This window comes from Chloroflexota bacterium, assembly GCA_016219275.1.
Taxonomy (GTDB): domain Bacteria; phylum Chloroflexota; class Anaerolineae; order UBA4142; family UBA4142; genus JACRBM01.
The window spans coordinates 34,547-56,368 of the sequence record JACRBM010000096.1 but is presented as its reverse complement, the minus strand read 5'-3'; the positions used below and the strand labels follow the sequence as shown (position 1 = coordinate 56,368).

Below are 21,822 nucleotides of genomic sequence, written 5' to 3'. Positions count from 1 at the left end.
ACTACTTCGCTTGATGCGCGGCGTGGCGCTCTCTGATCCTCTTTCTGAGCGATTCAATGAGCGATGCCTTTTCGGTATTGGTCTCGACGGTCTCGCGCTTTTGATTCTGCATCGCGCCCTTCAACCTGGGACCGAGAATGAAATCAATCTTCTCCCTGGCTTGAGTGTGGATCAGTCCTGGTGTTTTAAGAACTTTGACGATGGCTTTTCTGAATGTCGCGCGCCGCTTCGTGGACAGCTGATTACCTTTGCGTGTTTGCTTGATGACCACGAGCGCGCGTTTCCGCTCGACCGCTTTCCACTTGGGCGGATGTTGGTCGTAATATGCGCGCACGCCCTTGCTGATTTTTCGGCGGCGCAATTGTTCTTTGCGGTATTTTTTCTTCGCCGCTCTGTCCGCCCTAACTTTGGGCGACTTGGATTTGTAAAGTTCCTCGAAACTTCGAAAATCCATCGGGTAAGGATTGCGGTTTTTCGGAACGATGTGTCGCTTGAAGTGAGTGAGGAACAACGAAAGTTGCCTGCGCTTCGATGGTGCTGTGCCGCGTTTCATCTCGCGCGTTGCCCTTGCCGCCGCTTGGCGCAATTCCTTCCGCGATAGATTCACTCCCGCTCCGAGTTTGTCCCACGGATCGTACAGGTTGGTCGCGCGGCGATACATGAACGCTTCGGTAAATTGCGCCTTGAACTTGGGATACTCGCGCTCGAAACGTTCTTTGTTCGCCTTTGCCCGCGCGCGTTTGCGCTTGACGTTTCTGCCAAAGCGATAGGGCTTGCGCTTGCGCCACGTCACCATCTTGACCATGTGTTTGCGCGTGCCCATATTGTCGCCGCGTCGCCGACCGAGATACCCTTGCTCGGTCTGAATCATCCAGCGCAAAAAGTCGCCGATGGTGTTCTTTGGCGCGCCGCGCTTCCATTCGTTTGTTAAGATGCTCGTATCGCCAATCGAGGCGTGTGTACCGTGAATAGTCGCGTGCTGAAACGCCGACCACATCAAGGTCGGCTCGGCGTCGAGCGCGTCACCCGTCGGCACCACGTTCCCCAGTTGCGCGACCATCGCGGCGGCAAGTTGGCGCGTCAAATCCTCTGGGTGTTCAAGCTTGTTCGCTAGTCGCGTGAGTTTGGCGATGGCGTTGCGGAGTCCGCCAGTCCTTGTGATACCCAACGCTGGACCTCTCTCGAATACCATCCAAGCGAGTCCATCACAGCTTTGCGAACCGCAATGCGTTCGTCGCTCGGCGGAAACTTCACATCCAGTTCGGCGAGAATCATGCACGCGGCGGCGCGCCGCAGATGGTTCAACACGGCGTACTCTTTGGCGTACTGCTCGACCTTCGCCGACAAACTATCGTCAGTCTTCGCCTGGGTTGTACAGATGGCAGACAACTTGATATTCCTCCCCGACGGTTGGCACGTCCAAGCGTTGAATCGCGCTGGGACGAATCTGCTTACCGTCCACTTCGATGTACGCGTCGTCCAAATTCAACACGCGCTCCATCAATTCCTTGTCGTAGGGCGAGACGGTCAACGTCAAATCGCCCATCTCGATTCCCGATGTGGGTTGCGCGAAAGCAAGTTGCACGGCGGCGTTCCACTTGACGCGCGCGCGAAAATAGTAATCGGTCCAACCGGCAATGCGCCCCTTGCCGTGACAAACTGGGCAGCCCGTCTTCTTGGCGCTCTGCGTGAATTCATCCCAGCCACAATCGGGCGCGGTGCAGTTCTGCTGAGATGGATAACGCGCGAGCAAACGCGGACCGAGTTGGCGCGTCAGGGTGAGTTGCGAGTTATTGCGTCCATTCCAATAGTTAAGCATGGACCAGCTCCGCAAAGTGCGCCTGAATCTTGGCGCGTTCGACGCGCCGCTCTGCTCCGCGCAAGTACGCTTCATTCACGTCGAAGCCGATGGCATTGCGTCCCAGTTTCACGGCGACCGCCGCAACCGTGCCGCTGCCGGCGAACGGATCAAGCACAGCGCCATTGACCGGGCACGACGCATGAATCAAGCGCGCGACCAGTTGTTCGGGGAATGGGCACGGATGTTCGGTCTTGCCAGTCTCAGGCATAATGCTCCACACTGACATAAGCCGATTCGACGCATCATCCCAGTAATGCGGCTCGCCAAAACCAAAGACGTACTCGTGCGCGGGCGAGAAGCGTTTCGCGTTCATCGCCATGCTGATCTTGCGATTCCAGATCACTTCGGAGTACAGCGGAAACTCGCCCAGAAAAGAAAGCGGGTGGATGCCGACCCCGTCGCGGTAGCGCGTCTTGTGATTTACCCATACCAAGCCGCGCGCGACACGCAGACACTCGCGCACCACACACCGAATCCACTCCTGATACTCTGGCTCGGGCATGTCGTCGGAGTAGCCGATCGCGCCGACCTTGGCGATGAACTTGCTGGTCTTGTGCATCCCAGTGCCTTGCCTGGGAATGCGTTTGCCCAATTGGTTGTAGGGCGGCGACGTAACCACAATGTCCACGCTATCATCTGGCATATCGGCAAGCAGTTGCAGACAGTCGCCGCGTCTCAGTTCGCTCGTGTTCATGCCAAGTTCCACCTGAGCGTCCCAGGCACAGTCAGTCCGCCATACGGCGAATCCTTTTGCCAGTGCCAGAACGCTTCGTAATCCGCGCTGTGCGGCGGTAGTGTTTGCGCGGAGAACTGTCCAATGTCGCCGGCTTCTTCCATCGCGGCGTAGATCGCATTTCGCACGCTGGCGAACAACACTTCGCGTGCGAGTTTGAGATTGCGCGGACGCAAGCTCGAATCGAGCGCGATGCCGGTAATGCGTTCGCGGTAACTGATGTCCGACGCGGCGGCTTCGGAGAACAGCGAGTCCATGTACGCTAACTCGGTGCATTGCGCGATCACCATTTTTTGCGGGTGGCTTTCCGAGAACTTGACCGCGCCAATCGTCGGATCAACGACAGTCCCATCCTGGGCGCGTTGACAGATGTAAATACTCGCGTCGGTGTAGGTAGCTGGTTCGTAGAGCAGGTTGTTCTTGCTCAACGAAAAACCGCGTGTCCACAACACTTCCATCAAGTCAAACCCAGCCCACACGAAGTACACGATTTGCTGCTTGGTCAACGGCACGACGGTGTAATCGGCGAGTGGCTGCACGGTCGGCGCGGTGGGAAATTGAATCACGCCGCCGTCGGGGTCGCATGTCAAGTCGGCGCTGGTGTACACCGTGTCGCCAACGTAGACCTTGAGCGAACTCAACAGCCAGGTCGGATGCTGCGCGATGAACGTCTTATTTGCGCCGTCGACGATCCCCGACAAGGGTTCGCGGCGGACCAGGCGTTGTGCGCCCGGCCGCCGCGCATAAAAGTCATCCACCCCATCCCGCGCCAAGTCGTACATCACATGCTCCGAATCACGTCAATGCGCTCCTTGAGCGCGTCGATGATCGGCTTGCGTTGCTTGAGTCGTTCTTCATACCACAACGCCAGGCGCAGCACTTTCAAAAAGTGTTCCTTCATGTAGCGCACGTCAATTTCCCCTGTGCTTTCGACCGTCCGCGTCACGGCAATGTATTGCAGCCCCGGCTCTTTAGGACCAAATGCGATTTGGCGCGCAAACTCGCGCTCGTAGCTGTCGTCCGGGATGATCTCGGTCGGCGCGCTCCCAGCATCGGGCAGCACCGCCGTCTGGTAATACTTGTCCACCCATTCGTAGGCGAGCATCCCGCGCAAGATGAGCGCCTGCACGGAACGATTGTCCAGCCAAATTTGATCCAGCACGATTTCGCCGTGGATTTGCACGGACACGTCTTCCAGGTCTGGCTTGGACGACTTGATGACGATCACGGTGTTAGACAAGTTTTTCAGCAAGAGCGCATTGCTGGGATCAGGGGCCGGCGTCAGCTTCACGGCCCCCGCGGTCTTTGTGGTTTTTCTGGTTCCCATGGTTTCCTCCTAGTCGGTCTCCCAAAGTGCGGCTTACGCCGTGATGTTGATTTTCCACAGATTGTACGGGTTGCCCACGTAGTAGCTGTGATCCTCGCGGACGACGTGCAAGTCAACCCCATCTTCAATGTTGACATCCGACGCACTTTCCGCCTGGCCGTACATCTGGTGGTAGCCAACTTCCGACGGCTCGCCGGAAAGGAACACTTCGTCCACCGGGATGTTGTGCGACAACACGTAGCGCAAACCCGCGTAGCCATCCGCGTAGAGCTTGGAGTACACTTCCTCTTTCTTCGAGTCCGGTCCCCAGAAGAACGGGATCGCCGTCATCGAACCGTTCGTCCACCCAGCCATGTCCGTCAAGCGCGCTGGATTGAGAGCCATTTGTGTGATCGGAAAATTGACTGCCATGGCGGCGGTCACCGCCGCGTCAACCGCAGATTTGTTCAGTTTGCCGCCCGTTGACGAAAACGTGTGCCCCGTCGTGGTCGCAATCGCCAAGTCCATCGCGGCTTTCGCGCCGTTGTCGCGCTTGCGCGACATATCGTCAGAGACTTCTTCGAGGCGGCGTTGCAAGATCGGCCACGCCGCTGTCTTGAGCAAACGCCAGGGCATCCGCAACATGCCTTTGACTTCAAAGAAGGAAGGGACCACCCACAGTTGAGTGCCCGGCGTGATGGCGTAGGGACGCGCCTCGGGCGAGGTGATGAACGACGTGCCAATAGGGTGATCCACCGGAATGCGGTTGTCTTCGCCCGGCGTCACGTTCCAGTCCTGGAAAAAGTAGAACGCCCACTCTTTGTAGCGCGAGAGCAAGCGGATCGGTTCGCGCACACCCGCGCCCATCATTTCGTGGACTGGCTTCGAATTACTCATGCCGGTTTCGCGCATGAGTTGTTGCACGGCTGTGAGTTCGGCGCTGCCGCGCACGTCGAGCTGACCACGTTTATTGATCGTCAACAGTTCGAAAAATTTTGCTTCCATGTGGCTACTCCTTAAATGTCCTTGCCACTAAAGTGACACAGAATCACGACGAAATTTTCCGTCGTGCTCGGGGCGGATGGACGGTCGCCAGTACCGATCACTTTGCCGATCTTGTTGGTGCCCGCCGTCGCCATCAATCCGCCGGCAGCCGAGTACAGTTCGTCGCCGACGGCGGGCAACGTCGCGCCGACGAAGAAACCCTTGTCTGCCAGCGCCAGTACTTCGCCCGCCGCATACGAGACCTGCTCGCCGGCGTCGGCATACTTGGACGTTGGGCGGTAGGTAAACACACGGCGGAAAAACGCAAAGCCGTGAGGTTTATCCGTCGCAATCGCTTGCTGAATCGTGCCGTCCGTGTTGCGGACGACCAGCTTCCCCTCGCACAGTTCAGCGGCATTCTTGGCGGTTCCGCCGAGCATGAACGCGCGGGAAGCGTCAGCAATCTGGAAAAAATCTTGATCAGCCATTTTGCTGTGGGCTCCTTTTGAATTACCAACTGGCTTTGATGACAGTTGGCGTGGTAGTTTGCGCGTCCAACGCAACACCCATCAGCCCGACACCGACTGGCTTGGCGGACGCCGTAACTTTTTCCGTGCCTTTATCGCTCTCGCCGAGTTTATCGGCGAGCACGCGCTTTACGTCTTCGCGTTTCTGGTCTTGCACCGGTGGAGTTGGCGGTGGAGTCGCCGGTGGAGTTGGCGGTGGAGTCACCGCGGCTTGCGCTTGTTGCAATGCCGCCTGCATGGACTCGGTAACTTGCTTAGTCACACGCGCGACCAGCTCGTCAATCCACGCCGGGTTTTCGACGTAGGTCAGCGGTGAAAGGACTGGGCGATACATCGTCAACGACGGTGGCGCACCCAGGTCGCTCGTGAATGCGGCGAGCAGTCGTTGCGCGGCGAGCGCCGCGTTCGCTTGCTTTTGTTCGTCCGCCTTGGCGGGACCAAGCGCAATCGCTTCGCGTGCGCTTGGCGCACTCGGCGCACTGGGCTTGTCTGACTCACTCGACTCACTCGCCAACGACGCCATGAAGACAATGCGGTTCTGGTCAAACTTGGTGTTCGTGCCAGCGGGATTGCGCGTCACTCCACCACCCACCGCCGACATCCCGCTTAACTTGCGGACCGCCTTGCCGCTCAGGCGATTCGCCAAGTGATCGCAGTACTGCGCGTCGTTCGCAAAACTGCTGCCGCACACCGAGCACGTCGCAATCCGGGCGTCCGCCTCGATGGACAAAAACGCTTTGCCGCGCATCACATCGTCGGCAACTTCCGGGAAACGGTCGGCGAAAATGATGCCGTCCGTTTCCAATGCGCCGCCAACATTGCGCGCATCGGTGAAATAACCGACGACGATTTTTTCCTTGTGCTCGTCGTCTATCGCGAGCAAAGGCAAAGTGGCGGCGACTTCGCCGATCCCCGCGGCATCAATCTCATCGCGGTTCTTGTTCACCTCAGCGCGCGCGAGAATCGCGCCTTGAAAACGCAGCAGCCGTCCGCGATCCGAGCCGACGACCGTGAGTTGCGCTTCGGTGAGATCGCTCACATTGATTTGTTCAAACTTGACTTGAGGCATCGCAACCTCTACTTCGCTTCTGCGGCGGACTTGTCTTCATCTTTCGCCGCCTCGGTCGTTGGCTTCTCAGGGTCTTCTTTTGCTTCGTCGTCCTCGCCGGGTTCGGCTTGCGATGCCGCCAGCGTGGTATCCACCAGGTCTCCCAACTGATTCAACTCGGTCGCGCGCGCGCGGAGTTGCGCGCTCAACGAGTTGCCTTCGGTCAGCGACGCGTTGAGCTGCTTGACCGCATCGGCGAACGCCGAGGCGTAAATCAACTGCACGCTGTCCGTCTGTGCGGCGGACGCAAACGCGTGCTGGGTCGCGGCGGGCGTCGCCGCCATGGTTTTCTTTTTCATGCAACCTCCGAAAATGAAAAACGCCGACGGACAAGTCCGTCGGCGTTAGCCGTGAGCACTTCATACAGAGTATTTGATTGGTGTAAAAATTATACCACAGTTATCTGTGTTAATCAACCACTGGTGGTTCTAACTGACAAACCGATCGTTCGTCAATCGCAGCGCGCCCGACGATCAGCCACCTGCGAGATGCCGTCGAAAGATATGCCGGATAGTCGAACCGGCAGAACGCATACCCGCGAACAAGGTCGGACGCGCCTCGCCTTCGGCGTGATCCGCACCGCTGATGTCAAACGGTTCGCCAAACCGCCACGGCGCGTCGGCTATCCCAAGAGCAGACCGCGCAAGTAGGACACGGACGCGGTTCCGGGCTACTTGGCTTTCGCAATCAACTTGCGAATCGCCGCTGACAGATTGCTATCCAATCCGCGCAGAAATTTCGCGTGTGATTTGAAGAGCGTAATCGTGTGCCGCTCGACCGGCTCGGCGAGCGGTTTGCGCCCCGCGCCGGGACGCGCGCCGCCGTGTGTCAATTTGACGTGCCCAGCGTACGGATTGCGTTTCATTTTGCGCCGATCAAATTTGAACTCTGCCGGCAGTTCGTAATCATCCAATTCGGGAATGTACGGCGCATTGGGATTGATTTTAGACATCACTTGTTTCTTCATAGCACTCTCGCTCTCTGGGGGTCGCCTTGCGAACACTAATAATCCGAATCAGGTTGGGCGCGCGTGGTGCAAATGAGACGGCCAACAAACGATTGCGCTCCGAGTACCCCAGTAGGGTTTGTCGCGCCTCCTCATCGGAATGTAGTTCATCGGCTTGGATGTACGCATGGTCGTCCTCAAACGCCGTCGCGCCTTCTTCAAAACTGACGCCGTGCTTTTTCAGATTTGCTGCGGCTTTGGCGGCGTTCCACTCAAAATCGTAAAACGGATGCGACATGCTTCGCGGTTTGCTCCAGCGGTTTCGATATCTTGATTGTATCATATATAATCGAGGTCGTCAAGCATGAATTTTGGAGGTCTACGTGGTTGACGTGGGTTTGGTCGGCATCGCCGCCGATAGCGTTGCATTCGGATCGGCAGATACGTTCGCGCGCTTGAGCAATTCCACCTTAGTGACGGCTCCGTGCGCGAACGTCACCATGAGTTCGCCGTGCAAGGTCGTGTTCAAGTCGTGCTCATTGCGCTTGAGATGGTTGTAGATTTGCTGAACCAGCGTCGCCGCTGTGCTCGTCATTTGGTTTACTCAATTCTTCAAAGGTTGGCGGTGCGCCCCAGTCTTCAATCCAGTGAAATGTCCCCGGCGCTTTGTCGTCCTGGTCCATCCGAACGCCGCTCAAGAATTTGACCGATTGTAACTCGCGCACGAAGACGATTAAATCCACTGAGACCGTTTTGCTTTTCCAATCGTAATGTTCTTGCTCGATCGTGGCGAGATAATGCTTGCCCGTCTTGCCGACGAAATGCACATTGCACCCTGTAATCACTTGCCCCCTCCCTTGATCGCTTACCCTTGTGCTGTTGGAAACCTCCGCAACCGATGAACGGTCATCGCGCCGTAATCTGGCAATGGCGCCGACGCGCGCGGGCGCGCGCCAAAGTGAAAGTCAACCGTTTGCGCCGAACAAATCGAATGCGCGTGTAACTCAAAGTATGGCTCGTCAATCGGATGGATTTGCGCCGAGTCTGCGATGCACTTGGGGCACGGTCCCGACTCGGATAATTCCGAGTGCGTCACGCGTTGCCAACTCTTTGCGCCCTGCCCTTTCATCGCTTGCTGATAGCCCAGCAAATACAGCGTGCGCGACGCACTCGAATACAGCAGCGCACGATAACGCAAGTACTCCAAGTCTTCGGACGCGGCGGCAATCAATGCCGGTGCGAATCCATCCATCCGACCAAGGTGAAAGTTTGCGCCGTAAGGAGTCGCGTCGCGCCACTGGGCGTCAATCTCACTCCCGCCGCCACGCTGCACGCCGTCGGCATACGCCTGATCGAGTCGTTCACGCAGTTGCGCCTTCATCCAGTTGGCAAACGCAACGCGGTCGCCGCTGACAACCATCGCGTCGAATTGCGTATTGATCTCGTCAGTCCAATCGCGCGCCGAGTCTTTCACTGGGTTACGCGCCGCATTGATGCGGTCCAGGTTTTGTGCGTCGGGTTGGCGTCCACGCGGGGAAAACGCCGTCTCTTTCGAATCGCCATTCGAGTTGATCGCTTCTTGTTTGTAGATGGTAGGCGGCTCAAAGAGTTCTGCGTTTGCCGCCGCTTCGCGCTTGTTCTTCACGACCAGACTATAGTTATACCCGGCTCCCGCTAGGGCTTGCTGGGGATCGAGCAGTCCCGCCATGTACATTGGAACGATCCGCTCTTTGATTGCCTGGGTCTGCTCAATGCCGATCTGGTCCATCGAAAACTTGGGTAGGTATTTCAATAGCGCATGGCTCTTTTGACGCAACGCGAACTTGCGCGAAAAGTAGGCGAACCACTCTAGGATTTTGCGCTGCTTGTGTTTCCAACGTTCGATCGCAAATTGAACGTTGATCTCCATTTGCGCGCCGCCGCGTGGATTCGTGCCGGGTAACTCGCCTGTCAAAAAGAAAACACTGAAACCCAGGTCGCGGAAAATCGCCTGCGTAATTTCCGCCCACGTCGCCGTGCCCATCAGTTCTTCAACGCTCTTGGGCGCAAGAATCTCGCCTTTGGTCGTATAGTCCGACACGAGCAAACCAGTGCGCTCGTTCTTTTGCGCCGCCATCTTGCTATTCATCTGATTGATCTTGGACTTGATAACTTGCGGCGAGTCCTCTTTCGCGCCGACGGTGATCAACAAGATCTGATTCAGAAAACCTTCGGTCGTTCCACGTCGCAGTTCCTCGTTCATCAAACGATTGAGCGCATTGCGACCGCACTTCATCAAGAGCGGCGTCGCGTAACGCTGGAACGCAAACTTGCGTCCGTAGATCGGACGCATACTTTCAGGGGCAATTGGTACACGCGTGTACCGCCCAGTTTGCACATTTTGATCCACGACAAACGAACTGTACGCCAACGGATGAACCATATCCTTGAACTTGGCTTCTTCGAACTTGCCGGGCATCATCAACGAGTAGCCAAAGTTGTTGGTCACGCTTCGCCCGACCCACATCGAATGCGGCTCAAGCATGGCGATCCCAACTGGGGTGTCCCCGTTCCAGATTTCGAGGGGAAACGTGTTGAAGTAGGTTTCGTTCTCGTAGAAGAATTCTTCGAACAGCGCGGTAATATCAATACCCAGCAACCCCGGCGCATCTACCCCACCCCACAACTCTTGCCAGGCATGTTGCGCGCCATCGTCATCGCACGAGTAATGCACTTGTTTGCAAAGCATGTCAGTGGGAATATCGATGGTCTGCGCGATGTCCCCGTTCGTTTTGTAGAGATAGTCCACGAAGCGAAAACCCGCCAACCACTCCGACGGCGGCGGCTGCGCTTCCTGGGATGCCGAAGTCATCGCCGCATACGTTTCGTCCATCGCTGTCGCCAGCGCCTCAATCGCATTTTGCGGACTTGCTTTCCCGTCGAGCGCATCGCGCACGCCGCCGAGCGACGCGATGATCCGCGACGCCGACTCTGCTTCGCCCTTGAAAAATGGCGAAGCGCCCACTCGCGCGTACAGTTCGTCCTTGGTCACTGGAACCGTCGCGGGAGATGGGCTAGCCGGTTTGGTTTTGAGGGAGGTCTTCACGCGCGCCATTGATTCTATGTATATCACTTTCCACGAGTTGTGTCAATATGTATTGACACGTTTTGTGTAATATGGTACACTGTGGGCACACTGTTGCAACGGGGAGCCAGGATGCGCAGGTTTTTCAAATTTCGCCTGGGCGAGGATGACCAGGACATCGCCAAGGTGCTTGACGACCTGAGCGACGGCGAAGCGAGCGAATTCGTCAAGGATGCGATCCGCGAGCGTATCGGGATTCCAACGGTTTCAGCTCGGCTCGCGCGAGTTGAAGGGCAAGTTAAAATGTTGGCAGAACTTTTGCGTCAAGTTCTCGCCAAACTGGGAGGGTCAACATGAAAAAGGGTACGGCGGGTTCGATCTCGGCGTTGGTGATCAACGGGATCGGTTGGCTGTTCGGCTTGGTCGTGCTCGGTTGGACTGGTTATCGGTCGTGGCACATTCTCTACACCACGGTCGCCGAAGACAATTCGGTACTCAAGTTCGTCATCCCAGTGCTGGGATTGGTGATCTTTGAAGGCGGGATGCTCTACTGGTTCTTCAACTTTGTCAAAAAGGCGGAAGGCACGCCGCAAAAAGCCGTGTCCATCGTCGCCGCGGTGCTCGATACGTTCTTCGTGCTGATCGCGTTCCTGTCGGACGTGACGAACGCCACGGGCGCGGGCATGATGGACAAAGCGGCTCCGGTCGCGTTGGTCGGCATTGCGACGGCGGTCAATCTCATCGCCAAGATCGCCGACTATATCACGTCGCCGGAAGTGCTGCACTCGATCAAGATCGGCGGACACTCCGACACGATCCGCGATATGGCGTATCAGCAACTCAAGGATGAAATGACCGCGATTGCGGACGAAAAGGCGAAGCAGTACGCCGGTCAACTGCGCGGCGAAGTGCTCGGACAGACCGAACGGATGCTCAACGCCAAGCCGGGCGGCAACGGACAAAGCAATCGCGCGCCAATAACTCCACCCGGCAACGGACAAGGCAATCGTCCCGCGACTCCACCGATCGGTGGTCCCCAAAGAGCGTTCGGTAGTGACGCTAAAGCTGGCGAAGCCCCAAACTAATCAGTCCCGCAAGTCAAGCTCCCCAAAGTTTTGCTTTGGGGGGCGCAGACTTGAGGGACGATCTGAGCGATATTGACGAGACTCCCCAAGAACGACGACTCGCAACTCCGCTGGAAATGGGGGGACGGATCGAAGCAAAAATCTATCGAGGCAAACGTGTCACAAGCATCTACTACCGATTCCGCTGGGAAGAAACCAAGAATGGAAGGCGACACCGACCCAGTCGCTACATCGGCAAGCGCCCCGACGCCCGATCCGTTGACCGCACGACCCCCAAGAAAACTCGCCAATCTTAGGGCGTTGCTGGAACGCACGAACGTGATGCTGTTGCTTGTCGCGCCACAAGCCAAGAACCTTGAAATAGTCGCCGAGTTTGCGGGAATCAAGGGCAAAGTGCCGCACAATTTCAACTTGGGCGAGAACGCTGGGTGCTTTGTCGTCCTCTACCTGACCGACAATCCAGAGGGACTCGAACCGGGTCGGTTCTACGAACTGGGTCTGCGCGATGAGGTGGAGCATAAAAACGCGTAGAAAGAAAAAAAGCACTGGCAGTGAGCCGGTGCTTTTTCGTTTGCGCGCGCAAGTTGGCGATCTTCCGAAGCGAGCGCAAAAATTGCGCTTGGGCAAACGTGTCTGTGGACACCACTATTGCGCCGGCTCTTGGTTCTGTTGGACTCGCTCAATCGCTTGGTCAATGGTTAGGTGATCGAGCCAACGATGCCGCTCCGTGGAATAATCACCTGAGCCAGTTTCGAACTGTAGCAGGAAGCGAATCATCCCATCAGGACCGAGACGTTCCATGAGTGCGGCTAGCCAAGTCGCACGGATTTGTTCTTGAGTCATTATGGGTGTGCTCATTTTTCTGTCATCTCCTCAATCCATGCCAAAGGATTGGCGACCCGGACACGCAATTGTGCGCCAAGCCGTTTCGCTTGACGCAACAAACGATCATCCGTCGCGATTGTTACTATTCAGCCCATGCAAATTTTTCGTGGTTATGGGTTCAGCGGCTGTGGATATCCACTCGCCATCTACGGCTGTTCTCGATATAATAGCGATTATGCGATATGACGATTTGCAAAAACGCGGTTCGCCACACTCCCCTGCCCTGAGAATCACATTGACTACCAATCACGCCGTAAGCAAATTACTCAAATAGATGGTGACTGGCAAATCGCACAACGCCATGAAAGTGTACGGCATTGGCGTCGCGATTCTGCGCGCGCGAAAATTCACGCGGCCCAGTCATGACACGACACGCGTGCAGACGACGCGGATCAACTTTCGACTGTATGGATTGAATGGAATGGACTATCGGTTCCAGGTTCCAACCCTCGCTTGACGCACTTGAAAAACTGTAATATAATTCAAAATGTAAAGGAGCACCGATGCCACCTGCTTACATCGAATTCGAGTGGAGTGCCCCGAAAGCGGCGCGCAACCTCAAGGATCACAAAGTTGGCTTTGAAGAAGCACAAACCGCTTTTGACGACAACTTTGCCTATATCTTCGACGACGAATGGCACTCGGATGACGAGCCACGCGAAATCCTTATCGGTTACTCTAATAGAAAGCGCTTGCTATTCATTTCGTTCATCCAACGCGCGCACGACCGCATCCGCATTATTAGCGCACGCTTGGCTGACGGAAAGGAGCATGAACTGTATGAAGAAAAATCGCGTTTCTAAACACGTCCCCAGCGGTCCAGGCGAACACATTGCCGAACTGGACGATTACGAACTCAAACCGCATTACGATCTGGACTATAGCAAAGCCAAACCGAATCGTTTTGCCGGACGGGTCAAGTTCACTCACGGTGGGGCGCGTCCCGGCGCGGGGCGCAAGCCCGCGACCGAGCCAGTCGAACGACACATGATCTCATTCTCCAAACCCCACGTCAAACTGCTTCGCGCGCTCGATCAAAACCTGTCCAAAGCCATTCGCAAACTGATTGAGTCCACACGGTAGATCGTTCTCAGCAAATGAAACGGCGCCTCATTCAAACGAGACGCCGTTTGCTTTTCCTCTTCCGCATGCACCGAGCACGACACGTGCACTTAATCAAATGCCATATCCACAAGAATAAGCCGATTTCAAAAAAGTTGGGGAAAACGTAGTTTTCCCCAAGCCCCTTTCCTAGAAACCAGTCCCCAGCAATCAGAACCCAGGAATCAGAATGCAGGAATAGAGCCAGGAGAACACAACCGAAAACCGAAACTGCCGTAGAAGAGAACAGGTACACCCCTGAGGCGAAACGCACAGCGCGCATCGCTCGCACCATTGTTCCACGAGCCGCCACGGACAACGCGGTTTTCTTTTTTGTCTTCGTACCACGAACCAGTCCACTCCCACACATTTCCACTGAGATCACTGATCCCAGGTTGGCTATTTCCTTCCGGGAATTGTCCAACTACGGTTGTAGTGGCAACTTCATAACCCTTTGCTTCGTACCACTTGTTCCAATCTAAATTGTCTTTGCCCGCCCAAAATTCAGCCGCGCTCAAACGATTGTGATCAAAGCGATCCCCCCACGGATACGCGCGTCCATCCACGTGCCGCGCGGCGCGTTCCCATTCCTCTTCGGTCGGCAAACGAACCGGCTTGCCCAGTTCTTTCGACAACCAATTGCAATATGCCTCTGCCTCAAACCAAGACACGCCAACCACCGGCGCAAGCGGATTATTCCATTTTATATCGTGCCACCAAAATGGTTCGCACCGTTGTTCCGCCGGACGCTTAGCAAGCCAATCCTTCAGATAATCCGGCGCTTGGCTATCCCAGGTTCCCGTGCGCCACGACCAACCTTCGTCGCTCCATAACTCGCGGCGGTCGTACCCCTTCGCTTCGACAAACTTGCGAAACTGCCGGTTCGTCACTGGATACTTGGCAATCGCAAACGGTTTCTCGAACTTGATTCGGCGTTTGTCATCGCCGTACAGAAATTCGCCAGCCGGGATTGGAATGAACGCGTCCAAGTCGGGCGGCGTCCAGCCGATTCGACCCAGGATAAACCCGGCATCGCGTTGGACGGTGGGCGGGAGTGCGCGGTTCCGGTACGCGGCAAGGAGCGCATCGGTGATTTCTTGCGCGGCGACGCGCCCCAGTCCCCGTTCGCCTACATCTTCGAGGCACGCACCCGCAAGCAGAATGTTCTTGCCCGCGTGTTCGGTGTCGCATTCCACTTGAAGAATCGCACGCGCAACCTCACCGGCTTTGCGCCACTCTTCGCGTACCAAGCCCCACACGCCGACGGAAAGCAGAATCGTCTCGCGCCAGCCGGGATCAGTGAGATGCGCGCGAATGATCGCCAAACTATCGTTGACACTCATTTCGCCCAGCCGCACGAGTCCGCGCGCCGCAAGCGCCTCTTCAAAGGTGAGGTGAATGAACCCGTACCGTCCTTGCCCGCGTTCGAGCAGAAGGTTTGAATAGGTGCGGACGCTTGCCAAAAATTCGCGCGCGTGGACGGCGGCGGGACCGGGTTTCATCCCCCACTCATCGCCTTGAAAATGCTTGGACAGCCAACCGCGCAAACGTTCCTCCGACACAATCCCAGCCGTCGGATTTTCCTCGCGTAACCAGAGCGCGAGCGGACCGAGCACGCCAATCGTTTCGAGATAGTCGAGCGGCGGACCGACTGGGCGTTTGTCGAGTGCGCGCGCTTTGCTCCACGCGGTAATCAGCGTCCGCAAATACAATTCGTACAACTCGACACGGCGATTCGGGAGCGAGACGCCTTGCCGTTTGATGAGCGCGAGAATCGTGAGCAGGAGCGGATTGCTCGCCAGCCGCGCGACGCCAGGATTCGCGTCAATGGATTCGAGCAGCGACTTGCGTTCTTCCTCTGCCGAGGCGTGGGCTTCGGGTGTGTCGCCGCGCACGCTCTTTTCAAACGACCAGCACCATTTAGTCGCAAACTCTTCGATCGCGGCGCGGTCAAAATCCAACAGCGTAAAGAGCGACCACGCTTGCGCGTCGAGCGGTGATTCGCGGTACCCGACGACGCGGCTTGTGACGACAAGTTTGTTGCCGCGCGCAATCGCCTCGTGCGCGAACGCTTCGACGCGGGCGACGAGATGGGCGCGGTCGCGTTGCACTTCGTCCAAGCCGTCAAGCAGAATCACGGCTTGCCCTTTCGCCAGCGAATCGTCGAACAAGGGCGCGAGGTTCGCGATGCCATGCCCCAGTCCGGCGAAATACTCGGCGAGGTACGTTTGTAAATTGCGGTCGCCGCGTGAGAGCGCGTCCGCATACGCGTTGAGCGGGACGAGAATCGGCAGTGGGGCGTTTGGCTCGGACGCCAAACGGAGCGCGAGATGTTTGAGTAGTGTGGACTTGCCCGACCCTGGATCGCCAATGACGACGACGCGCGATTTCTGCGCGAGCGCCTGCTCGACGCGCACCGGCGCGGCTTCGCCTTTTGCCAGCATTACCTCGGCATGTTCGGGCAGATCGTCCAGTTTGCGTCCGGCGAGTCGCCGTTCCCAGGTTTCGCCGGACGGCAGTTCGCCGCGCGCGACGAGCGGGACGTAGACTTCTTCGAGCAACAGTTCGCGCGAGAGGTTATCCAATTGCGGGATGCCTTTGAAGTCGAGTGCGCGATAATTGCGGCGGAGATGCGCGCGATAGTCATCGCGGAGTAGCGCGAGATCGGGCGCAGGCATATAGCCGTTCATCCCGATGATGACGGTGATGTTGTTGATCTTGTCGCGTCCGATGAAATCGCGTTCGGTGCGAATGTCGCCCTGGGCGATGGTGCCGCCAGTCATTTTGCCGATTTGAGTTTTTGACACTTTACGTTTTGCCATAGTTTCACCTGAAATCCCATTCCAACGTTCGCCCCACAGGGCTACCAGAGGGAAGGGATAGTTTCGATATTTGGCTGACCTCACTCCGTATCGAAAGTGCCGAGCGGACAAGTTTTCAGCCGGGAACAAACCGCGCTGGCTCTAATTTGGGATCCGTCTCGCGTCCGATAACGACGAGAGTTGCCGTCCCCGCCTTGAGAGTCATGAGAACACAACCGAAAACCGATATTGTTGTTGAAGTTATCAGGTACGTTCCTGTTGCGATACGCACAGCGCGCATTGTTCGCATCATTGTTCCACGAGCCGCCTTATTCGTGGTTTGTCCCCCATCGTGTACGAGCGGGATCACCCCGCCCCTACGCGGACGCGACCGATCTCAACCAACCGCCCAACAGTCGTCCAATCTCCGTCAACATTCGCGCGACGTGTTCGTACTGTCCCGGCGTCAGCAATTCCAAATCAAGGCAGAGCCGAATATGCGTTCGCAGTTTGTCCAGTTCGGCATCCGCGCGTTTCAACGTTTCGTGCGCGGGACGCTGGTGCGCCGCTTCGATCAGCAACGCTTGGAACCGGATCGCTTCTTGTTGAATCGTCGCCGCCATCACAAAGCGTTGGTGGCGCGGAAACTTGATCGTCTGTGGAATCACCCACGCGACCAGGTCGTAGGTTTTGCTAAAGATGGGTGAATCTTTCATACTGCGCACGCCCTCGGCACGACGACGCGCGACAAGAGCGCGCGGCGCAAGCCCCACGTGTCGCCGTGCATAACGTGCGCGACCCAACCGTTGATCGCCGCATCCAGTTTGTCCCGTCCGACTTTTCCGGCGGCGTACTGCGCGCGCAAACGCGCAAAGCGTCGTTGAAACGCGAGTCCGTTGCGTCGTTTGAGCCGGCGATGATCGGGATAGATGCGCCAACCCAGGAATGGAATGCCGGTATTAGTTGGAAACACCGCCGCGCGTTCCTCGTGCAAGGTTTGGCGCAACGTGGCGGCGAACTCGATCACGCGAGCGCGCCAAGCGTGTAGCGTCGGTTTGTCTGGCGCAAAGAGCAGAAAATCGTCCACGTAGCGAACGTAACCCGTGCATTTCAATTCACGTTTGATAAATTGATCGAGCGGACTGAGATAGACGTTTGCCCAAAACTGGGAGGTAAGATTTCCAATCGGCAGTCCATGCGCGCGATTGGCGGCGAACAAATCGTCGCCCGCAAAATAGCGCGGCGGTTCATCGGCATGAACGCTCGCGCCGCCGTTAAGAATCTGGTCCGCGAGCCAGAGCGTTTGCGGATCGGCGACGACGTGCGCGAGCGTCGCACGCAGAATGGCGTGATCCACAGTTGGAAAGAAATGCTCCAGGTCGCACTGCAAGACGTATGGAAATTCGCGCGCGAATTCCTGCGCGCGGTCGAGCGCGGCGTGCGTGCCCTTGTCCTTGCGACAGGCATACGAATCGTGAATGAAACGCCGTTCAAAGATCGGCTCGATAACCTGGCAGAGCGCGTGATGCACGACGCGATCTCGAAACGGCGCGGCGGAGATGAGCCGCGGCTTGGGATCGTAGATCATAAAGTTGCGATACGCGCCGGGGCGATACGTTTGCGCGGCGAGTTCCGTTTGCACTTCGACCAGGTTGCGTTCAAGGTGGAACTCGAACTCGGCGATGTGCGGATTACGCCGCTTGCTACGCGCCGCGCCTTTGAACGCAAGCCACAAATTCTCAAACGCGGTGATTTGTGGATACAGGTGTTTGAAGGTTTTCATCTGCTCCTCTCGGCGTAAGGCAATTTTGAAAATTGCCCTACACGCGAAAAATTTTTGTACCCAGTGGGGAAAACGACGTTTTCCCCACACCCCTTTCCTTAGAAACCAGTTCCCAGAATCCAGAACCCAGAAGTCAGGATGCAGGAATAGAGCCAGGAGAACACAACCGAAAACCGACACTGCCGTTGAAGTCAACAGGTACGAACCTGCCGCGATACGCACAGCGCGCATTGCCCGCAACAATGAGCCACGAGCCGCCACGAACAACGCGAAATTTCTCTCCGAAATCGTCTAACTCGTTACCGCCGGGATACATTTGGTACCAGTCTCCCGTCCATTCCCAAACATTCCCGCTCGCATCGAACAGACCGAACGGCGAAACGCCACCGGGATACAAACCGACTGGCGTCGTCGTGTAAATGTGACTCTCGTTCGTGTTGCACAACGCGGAATCAAATTTTTCGCCCCACGGATATTCGCGTCCATCCACGCCGCGCGCGGCTTTTTCCCATTCCATTTCCTGGGGCAACCGGAATTCACGTTTAGTGATCGCAGACAACCAATTGCAGTACGCTTCGGCTTCGTACCAATTCACGCCAACCACGGGTTTCCCCGGACTCGCTAACCCATCTCGATCCTCCCAGTATCCAGGACGGTCAAAGGGACGGTCGAATTGCTGACGTATACGTTCTTCGGCTTGTTCGTCTGAAAGCGCAATAACTTCATTCCAGTATCGGTACGTTTGTGGTACCCAGTTCAATCGCTTGGCACGCGCCTCCAGACTTTCTTTCTCTGTTTGAATGCGTTTTCGGTATGCCAGCAAGTCTTCCATCGCGTTCTTATGCGCGTCGGGTCCACCTTGCTTCCACACGCATCCGGCATCACTCCACCACCGGTCGGTTCTGTAGCCGCCGTCGTCAATGAACAATTCATACTCGGCATTCGTCACCGGGTAACGCGCAATGTTGAATTCGGGAAGTGCAATGCGCCGTTCATTCGTGAACTCATCTGCATACTTGGATTTGCCGCGCTCACTTCCGCGAATAAATTCGCCAGCGGGAACGGGTTGCATTGGAGGAACGATTGCCCACACCACGCGTCCTTCACACTCGAATTTCTGCGGAACGAGTTCGGGGTGTCCTAGTTCGCCAAGCGCCAAACCCGCACTGATGCGCCCGCGAAGATGTGCGAATGAATCGCGTTGACGCTGAAGAAGCAACATGCGTACTTCACTCACGAGCGATTTCATTTCTTTGCTCGAAGTATCAATTTCCGCCAGACAGCGCCCGGCAAGCGGCAGGTTGTCTTTTTGCACCGTGTCAATGAAACGCGGCGCATCTTTGACCGCCATTCCCGCTGCCATTACCACGGGTTCTTCCCAGCCCGTAGTAGGCGGCGGGTCCATTCGTTGTCCCCGCTGCAAGCGTTTCGGCATAAAGTGCCATACCCGCCAACCGACGCGCCAATGTTGCGCCAGGGTTTCGCCGGCGCGGAATCGGCGTAAGAGTTCGCGCGCGGCAAAATACTCGAGCAAGAGTTGGTGATAAAATGCGTACCCTTGGTCGCGCTTGTCCTCAATAATCGTCGCACGCGTTGCAAGATGAATTACTCTATCCAGCGAAAGACGCGCGCGCTCCGGCTCACCCAGCAACACGTGCTCAAGTTGAGCGCGCGTGAAATTGGTGCTCTCCCCACGCGCTTGCGCGTCATACGCAATCCGGCTCAACTCATCCATTGCCACACCGAACGTCTCAATCGGGTCAGCAGTGAGTGGGCTTCCTTCCGGTTGATTCGCCAATTCACGGTCGAGCAGTCGTTTTGCCAAATCTTGCATCAACAGGGCACGGCTGTCGGTGAGTGGTTTGCCTTCGTCGCAACGCGCTACCAATTGCGCGAGCATGAAGGGATTACGCGCGACACGCTGAAAGCGGTCCTCGCTCCCGCGCAGACGATGCTCGAATACGAGCCAGAGGTCGGTCGCGCGCGGCTCTCCGAAGCGGAGTCCAAAGTACCGGCGAATCTGGTCATTGTCGAGTGTCTGCACACGGACTTCGGGCAAGCCGAGCAGAGGAACGAAATCGGCTGTCCGGCAAGTGAACACAGCCCAATTGCTTGATGCCAATGCGCGCGCCCAACGCGCCCAGCGCATGATGCGCTCGTTGCGGTCAGCCCACGGCATTTGATTGATGCCGTCGAGCAAAAAGCAAACCTGTCCGGTGAGAATGGCGTCCGCATAGGTTTGGGCGAGACCGCTCTTGCCCCATTTTGCTTCAAGAAATTCTTCTGGCTGTTGGCGCTCGCCGATGAAATCGGCAAGTTCGGTATGGAAGGGAAGTTTGTTCTTGTGCGGCTCGCGCAGACGCGCGAGGGCAAGGTCAAGCATGAGTCGTTCGAGCGTCGTCGTCTTGCCTGCCCCTGGCTCACCGAGGATGACGAGACGCGGCTTGTTCAATTCGGTAAGCGCGTCGCGCACATCGGTAAGTGGAATGCCAGCGGCGCTGATACCTGGGTCTGCGCTGTCGGCGAAGCGCATCTTGGTCTCGAACACATCACTCGGCATTTGGGCAGGACCTAGCCGACCGGCAAGCGGTAGGTAGAGCCGATCCCAACGCGCGTGTGTTTTGTCGAGAATCATTTCGGTGAGATAGATTTCTTCGCGGCGATGCGAATCCCCAGCGGAGAGCGCACGCAACAATGGCAAATCGCGCGCCCGGAAACTCACGGTATTGCTCGATCCGCCAACAACGATAACCGAATCGCGCACATCGCCTTCGACATGTAGCGTTGTGTCTCGCACCCGCAACAATGCAATAATCTGCCCAAGCTGCGCTTCGACGCGCGTGAGATCGGCGGATGAGTACTGGTTGATCTGATTGCCGAGAATCACGTCGCGGTCAGACTTGATGTTGCCCGTCTGTTTGGGCGAACTGGGTTTACGTGGCATAGGACCTCAATTCGATGGATGACCGGGGACGACGGACGGAAGATGAATTCTTCGGCTATCCGTCTTCCGTCCTCTGTCCTTCGTCATTTCGGAATCGCGTTAAACACCTTGAGCGCGAGGTCACCGAGTGTCGCCGCGCCCATGGCAAACCGAGGGAAATCGATCCCATCCACAGCTTGCGTGATTTTTTGCCCCACACCCTGCGCCGCGGCAACTGTCTTGCCGATCAAATCCATGGTGGCGGCAGCCGTCTTGAGATTTTCATTGATGACGTTCGGATTCGGCTTGTCCTTTTTCGCTTCCGCCGTAGCCATCTGCACATTTTGTTCAGCGGCGAGCACGAGTGGCGCTTGCGCGGTCGGCAACGCGGGCAGTTGCTTGACCTGCGCGATTTGCGCTTGGAGTTTTTCCGCCTCGGCGATGAATTGCTGGGGCGTCGCGATGGCGATTTTGCGATTGTCGTAGTAATTGGTTTGGTTGCCGACAATCACGCGCTTGGCTCTGATGTTGCCCACCACACCGCCAGTCATCTTGTTGATGTTGATGCCTCTTGTTGCGCGCGGCTTGGCTTTAGCCGGCGTCTTCTTTTTCGTTACGAGTTTCTTTGGCATTGTTTTCCTCCACACAAAAATTTTCGTACCCAGTGGGGAAAACGTCGTTTTCCCCACGCCCCTTTCCTCAGAAATTCAGTTAC

27 protein-coding genes are annotated in these 21,822 nt (G+C 56.7%); 6 read left to right on the top strand and 21 right to left on the bottom strand.

Annotation, left to right across the window (positions count from 1 at the left end; all coding sequences use genetic code 11):
• Position 1 precedes the first annotated feature (1 nt).
• From HY868_25535 to HY868_25490, 10 genes are read right to left on the bottom strand one after another with little or no spacing between them, the layout of a single operon-like run.
• On the bottom strand, positions 2-1,168 hold the full coding sequence (locus HY868_25535) for a hypothetical protein (protein MBI5305517.1): 1,167 nt from the start codon (positions 1,166-1,168) through the stop codon (positions 2-4).
• Entirely contained in the window at positions 1,111-1,389 is a 279-nt protein-coding gene (locus tag HY868_25530; GenBank protein MBI5305516.1) for a hypothetical protein, read from the bottom strand. Before HY868_25530 ends, HY868_25535 begins: the two co-directional genes overlap by 58 nt.
• Positions 1,355-1,819 carry a hypothetical protein gene (locus HY868_25525; GenBank protein MBI5305515.1) on the bottom strand — a complete coding sequence of 155 codons (465 nt, stop codon included), beginning with the start codon at positions 1,817-1,819 and terminating at the stop codon, positions 1,355-1,357. The genes HY868_25530 and HY868_25525 overlap by 35 nt, the downstream gene beginning before the upstream one ends.
• Complete coding sequence (locus HY868_25520; GenBank protein ID MBI5305514.1) at positions 1,812-2,555, bottom strand: site-specific DNA-methyltransferase; 744 nt, start codon at positions 2,553-2,555, stop codon at positions 1,812-1,814. The genes HY868_25525 and HY868_25520 overlap by 8 nt, the downstream gene beginning before the upstream one ends.
• On the bottom strand, positions 2,552-3,376 hold the full coding sequence (locus HY868_25515; protein MBI5305513.1) for a hypothetical protein: 825 nt from the start codon (positions 3,374-3,376) through the stop codon (positions 2,552-2,554). The genes HY868_25520 and HY868_25515 overlap by 4 nt, the downstream gene beginning before the upstream one ends.
• Positions 3,376-3,921, bottom strand: coding sequence for a hypothetical protein (locus tag HY868_25510; GenBank protein ID MBI5305512.1), 546 nt, complete (start codon positions 3,919-3,921; stop codon positions 3,376-3,378). Before HY868_25510 ends, HY868_25515 begins: the two co-directional genes overlap by 1 nt.
• Before the next feature lie 33 nt (positions 3,922-3,954).
• On the bottom strand, positions 3,955-4,905 hold the full coding sequence (locus HY868_25505; protein ID MBI5305511.1) for a hypothetical protein: 951 nt from the start codon (positions 4,903-4,905) through the stop codon (positions 3,955-3,957).
• An 11-nt stretch (positions 4,906-4,916) separates the two neighbouring features.
• Entirely contained in the window at positions 4,917-5,372 is a 456-nt protein-coding gene (locus HY868_25500) for a hypothetical protein (protein ID MBI5305510.1), read from the bottom strand.
• A 22-nt stretch (positions 5,373-5,394) separates the two neighbouring features.
• The gene (locus HY868_25495) at positions 5,395-6,480 is read right to left on the bottom strand and encodes a hypothetical protein (protein ID MBI5305509.1); all 1,086 of its coding nucleotides are present in this window, start codon (positions 6,478-6,480) and stop codon (positions 5,395-5,397) included.
• A gap of 8 nt (positions 6,481-6,488) precedes the next feature.
• Positions 6,489-6,818: a hypothetical protein gene (locus tag HY868_25490; protein ID MBI5305508.1), complete on the bottom strand. Its 330-nt coding sequence runs from the start codon at positions 6,816-6,818 to the stop codon at positions 6,489-6,491.
• Between the two features lie 204 nt (positions 6,819-7,022).
• Here HY868_25490 and HY868_25485 point away from each other — a divergent pair, with 204 nt between their 5' ends.
• Positions 7,023-7,169 (top strand): hypothetical protein, encoded by a 147-nt coding sequence (locus HY868_25485; protein MBI5305507.1) that lies wholly within the window; start codon positions 7,023-7,025, stop codon positions 7,167-7,169.
• Positions 7,170-7,189: 20 nt separating this feature from the next.
• Here the strand turns inward: HY868_25485 and HY868_25480 are convergent, their stop codons facing one another.
• The 5 genes from HY868_25480 to HY868_25460 form a co-directional block, all read right to left on the bottom strand.
• Positions 7,190-7,471, bottom strand: a complete 282-nt coding sequence (locus HY868_25480) for a hypothetical protein (protein ID MBI5305506.1) — start codon at positions 7,469-7,471, stop codon at positions 7,190-7,192.
• Complete coding sequence (locus HY868_25475; protein ID MBI5305505.1) at positions 7,464-7,763, bottom strand: BrnT family toxin; 300 nt, start codon at positions 7,761-7,763, stop codon at positions 7,464-7,466. The genes HY868_25480 and HY868_25475 overlap by 8 nt, the downstream gene beginning before the upstream one ends.
• Positions 7,764-7,844: 81 nt before the next feature.
• Complete coding sequence (locus HY868_25470) at positions 7,845-7,994, bottom strand: hypothetical protein (GenBank protein MBI5305504.1); 150 nt, start codon at positions 7,992-7,994, stop codon at positions 7,845-7,847.
• 7 nt (positions 7,995-8,001) lie between these two features.
• Positions 8,002-8,310, bottom strand: coding sequence for a hypothetical protein (locus HY868_25465; GenBank protein ID MBI5305503.1), 309 nt, complete (start codon positions 8,308-8,310; stop codon positions 8,002-8,004).
• A gap of 20 nt (positions 8,311-8,330) precedes the next feature.
• Positions 8,331-10,559 carry a hypothetical protein gene (locus tag HY868_25460; protein MBI5305502.1) on the bottom strand — a complete coding sequence of 743 codons (2,229 nt, stop codon included), beginning with the start codon at positions 10,557-10,559 and terminating at the stop codon, positions 8,331-8,333.
• 102 nt (positions 10,560-10,661) lie between these two features.
• On the opposite strand from HY868_25460, the gene HY868_25455 reads away from it, so the two are divergent.
• From HY868_25455 to HY868_25445, 3 genes are all read left to right on the top strand, one after another.
• Positions 10,662-10,886, top strand: coding sequence for a hypothetical protein (locus HY868_25455; protein ID MBI5305501.1), 225 nt, complete (start codon positions 10,662-10,664; stop codon positions 10,884-10,886).
• Complete coding sequence (locus tag HY868_25450) at positions 10,883-11,614, top strand: hypothetical protein (GenBank protein MBI5305500.1); 732 nt, start codon at positions 10,883-10,885, stop codon at positions 11,612-11,614. Before HY868_25455 ends, HY868_25450 begins: the two co-directional genes overlap by 4 nt.
• A 156-nt stretch (positions 11,615-11,770) precedes the next feature.
• Positions 11,771-12,145 carry a hypothetical protein gene (locus HY868_25445; GenBank protein ID MBI5305499.1) on the top strand — a complete coding sequence of 125 codons (375 nt, stop codon included), beginning with the start codon at positions 11,771-11,773 and terminating at the stop codon, positions 12,143-12,145.
• A gap of 114 nt (positions 12,146-12,259) precedes the next feature.
• On the opposite strand, the gene HY868_25440 is transcribed toward HY868_25445, so the two are convergent.
• Positions 12,260-12,457, bottom strand: coding sequence for a hypothetical protein (locus HY868_25440; protein MBI5305498.1), 198 nt, complete (start codon positions 12,455-12,457; stop codon positions 12,260-12,262).
• 545 nt (positions 12,458-13,002) lie between these two features.
• On the opposite strand from HY868_25440, the gene HY868_25435 reads away from it, so the two are divergent.
• Both HY868_25435 and HY868_25430 read left to right on the top strand, forming a co-directional pair.
• Complete coding sequence (locus HY868_25435) at positions 13,003-13,302, top strand: BrnT family toxin (protein MBI5305497.1); 300 nt, start codon at positions 13,003-13,005, stop codon at positions 13,300-13,302.
• Complete coding sequence (locus HY868_25430; GenBank protein MBI5305496.1) at positions 13,280-13,582, top strand: hypothetical protein; 303 nt, start codon at positions 13,280-13,282, stop codon at positions 13,580-13,582. Before HY868_25435 ends, HY868_25430 begins: the two co-directional genes overlap by 23 nt.
• A 203-nt stretch (positions 13,583-13,785) precedes the next feature.
• Here the strand turns inward: HY868_25430 and HY868_25425 are convergent, their stop codons facing one another.
• The 5 genes from HY868_25425 to HY868_25405 form a co-directional block, all read right to left on the bottom strand.
• Entirely contained in the window at positions 13,786-16,422 is a 2,637-nt protein-coding gene (locus HY868_25425; GenBank protein MBI5305495.1) for an SUMF1/EgtB/PvdO family nonheme iron enzyme, read from the bottom strand.
• Positions 16,423-16,778: 356 nt separating this feature from the next.
• Positions 16,779-17,117 carry a diversity-generating retroelement protein Avd gene (gene avd, locus HY868_25420; protein ID MBI5305494.1) on the bottom strand — a complete coding sequence of 113 codons (339 nt, stop codon included), beginning with the start codon at positions 17,115-17,117 and terminating at the stop codon, positions 16,779-16,781.
• The gene (locus tag HY868_25415) at positions 17,114-18,184 is read right to left on the bottom strand and encodes a group II intron reverse transcriptase domain-containing protein (protein ID MBI5305493.1); all 1,071 of its coding nucleotides are present in this window, start codon (positions 18,182-18,184) and stop codon (positions 17,114-17,116) included. The genes avd and HY868_25415 overlap by 4 nt, the downstream gene beginning before the upstream one ends.
• 133 nt (positions 18,185-18,317) lie before the next feature.
• Positions 18,318-21,128, bottom strand: coding sequence for an SUMF1/EgtB/PvdO family nonheme iron enzyme (locus HY868_25410; GenBank protein MBI5305492.1), 2,811 nt, complete (start codon positions 21,126-21,128; stop codon positions 18,318-18,320).
• Between the two features lie 83 nt (positions 21,129-21,211).
• On the bottom strand, positions 21,212-21,739 hold the full coding sequence (locus HY868_25405) for a hypothetical protein (GenBank protein ID MBI5305491.1): 528 nt from the start codon (positions 21,737-21,739) through the stop codon (positions 21,212-21,214).
• Between the last annotated feature and the right edge of the window lie 83 nt (positions 21,740-21,822).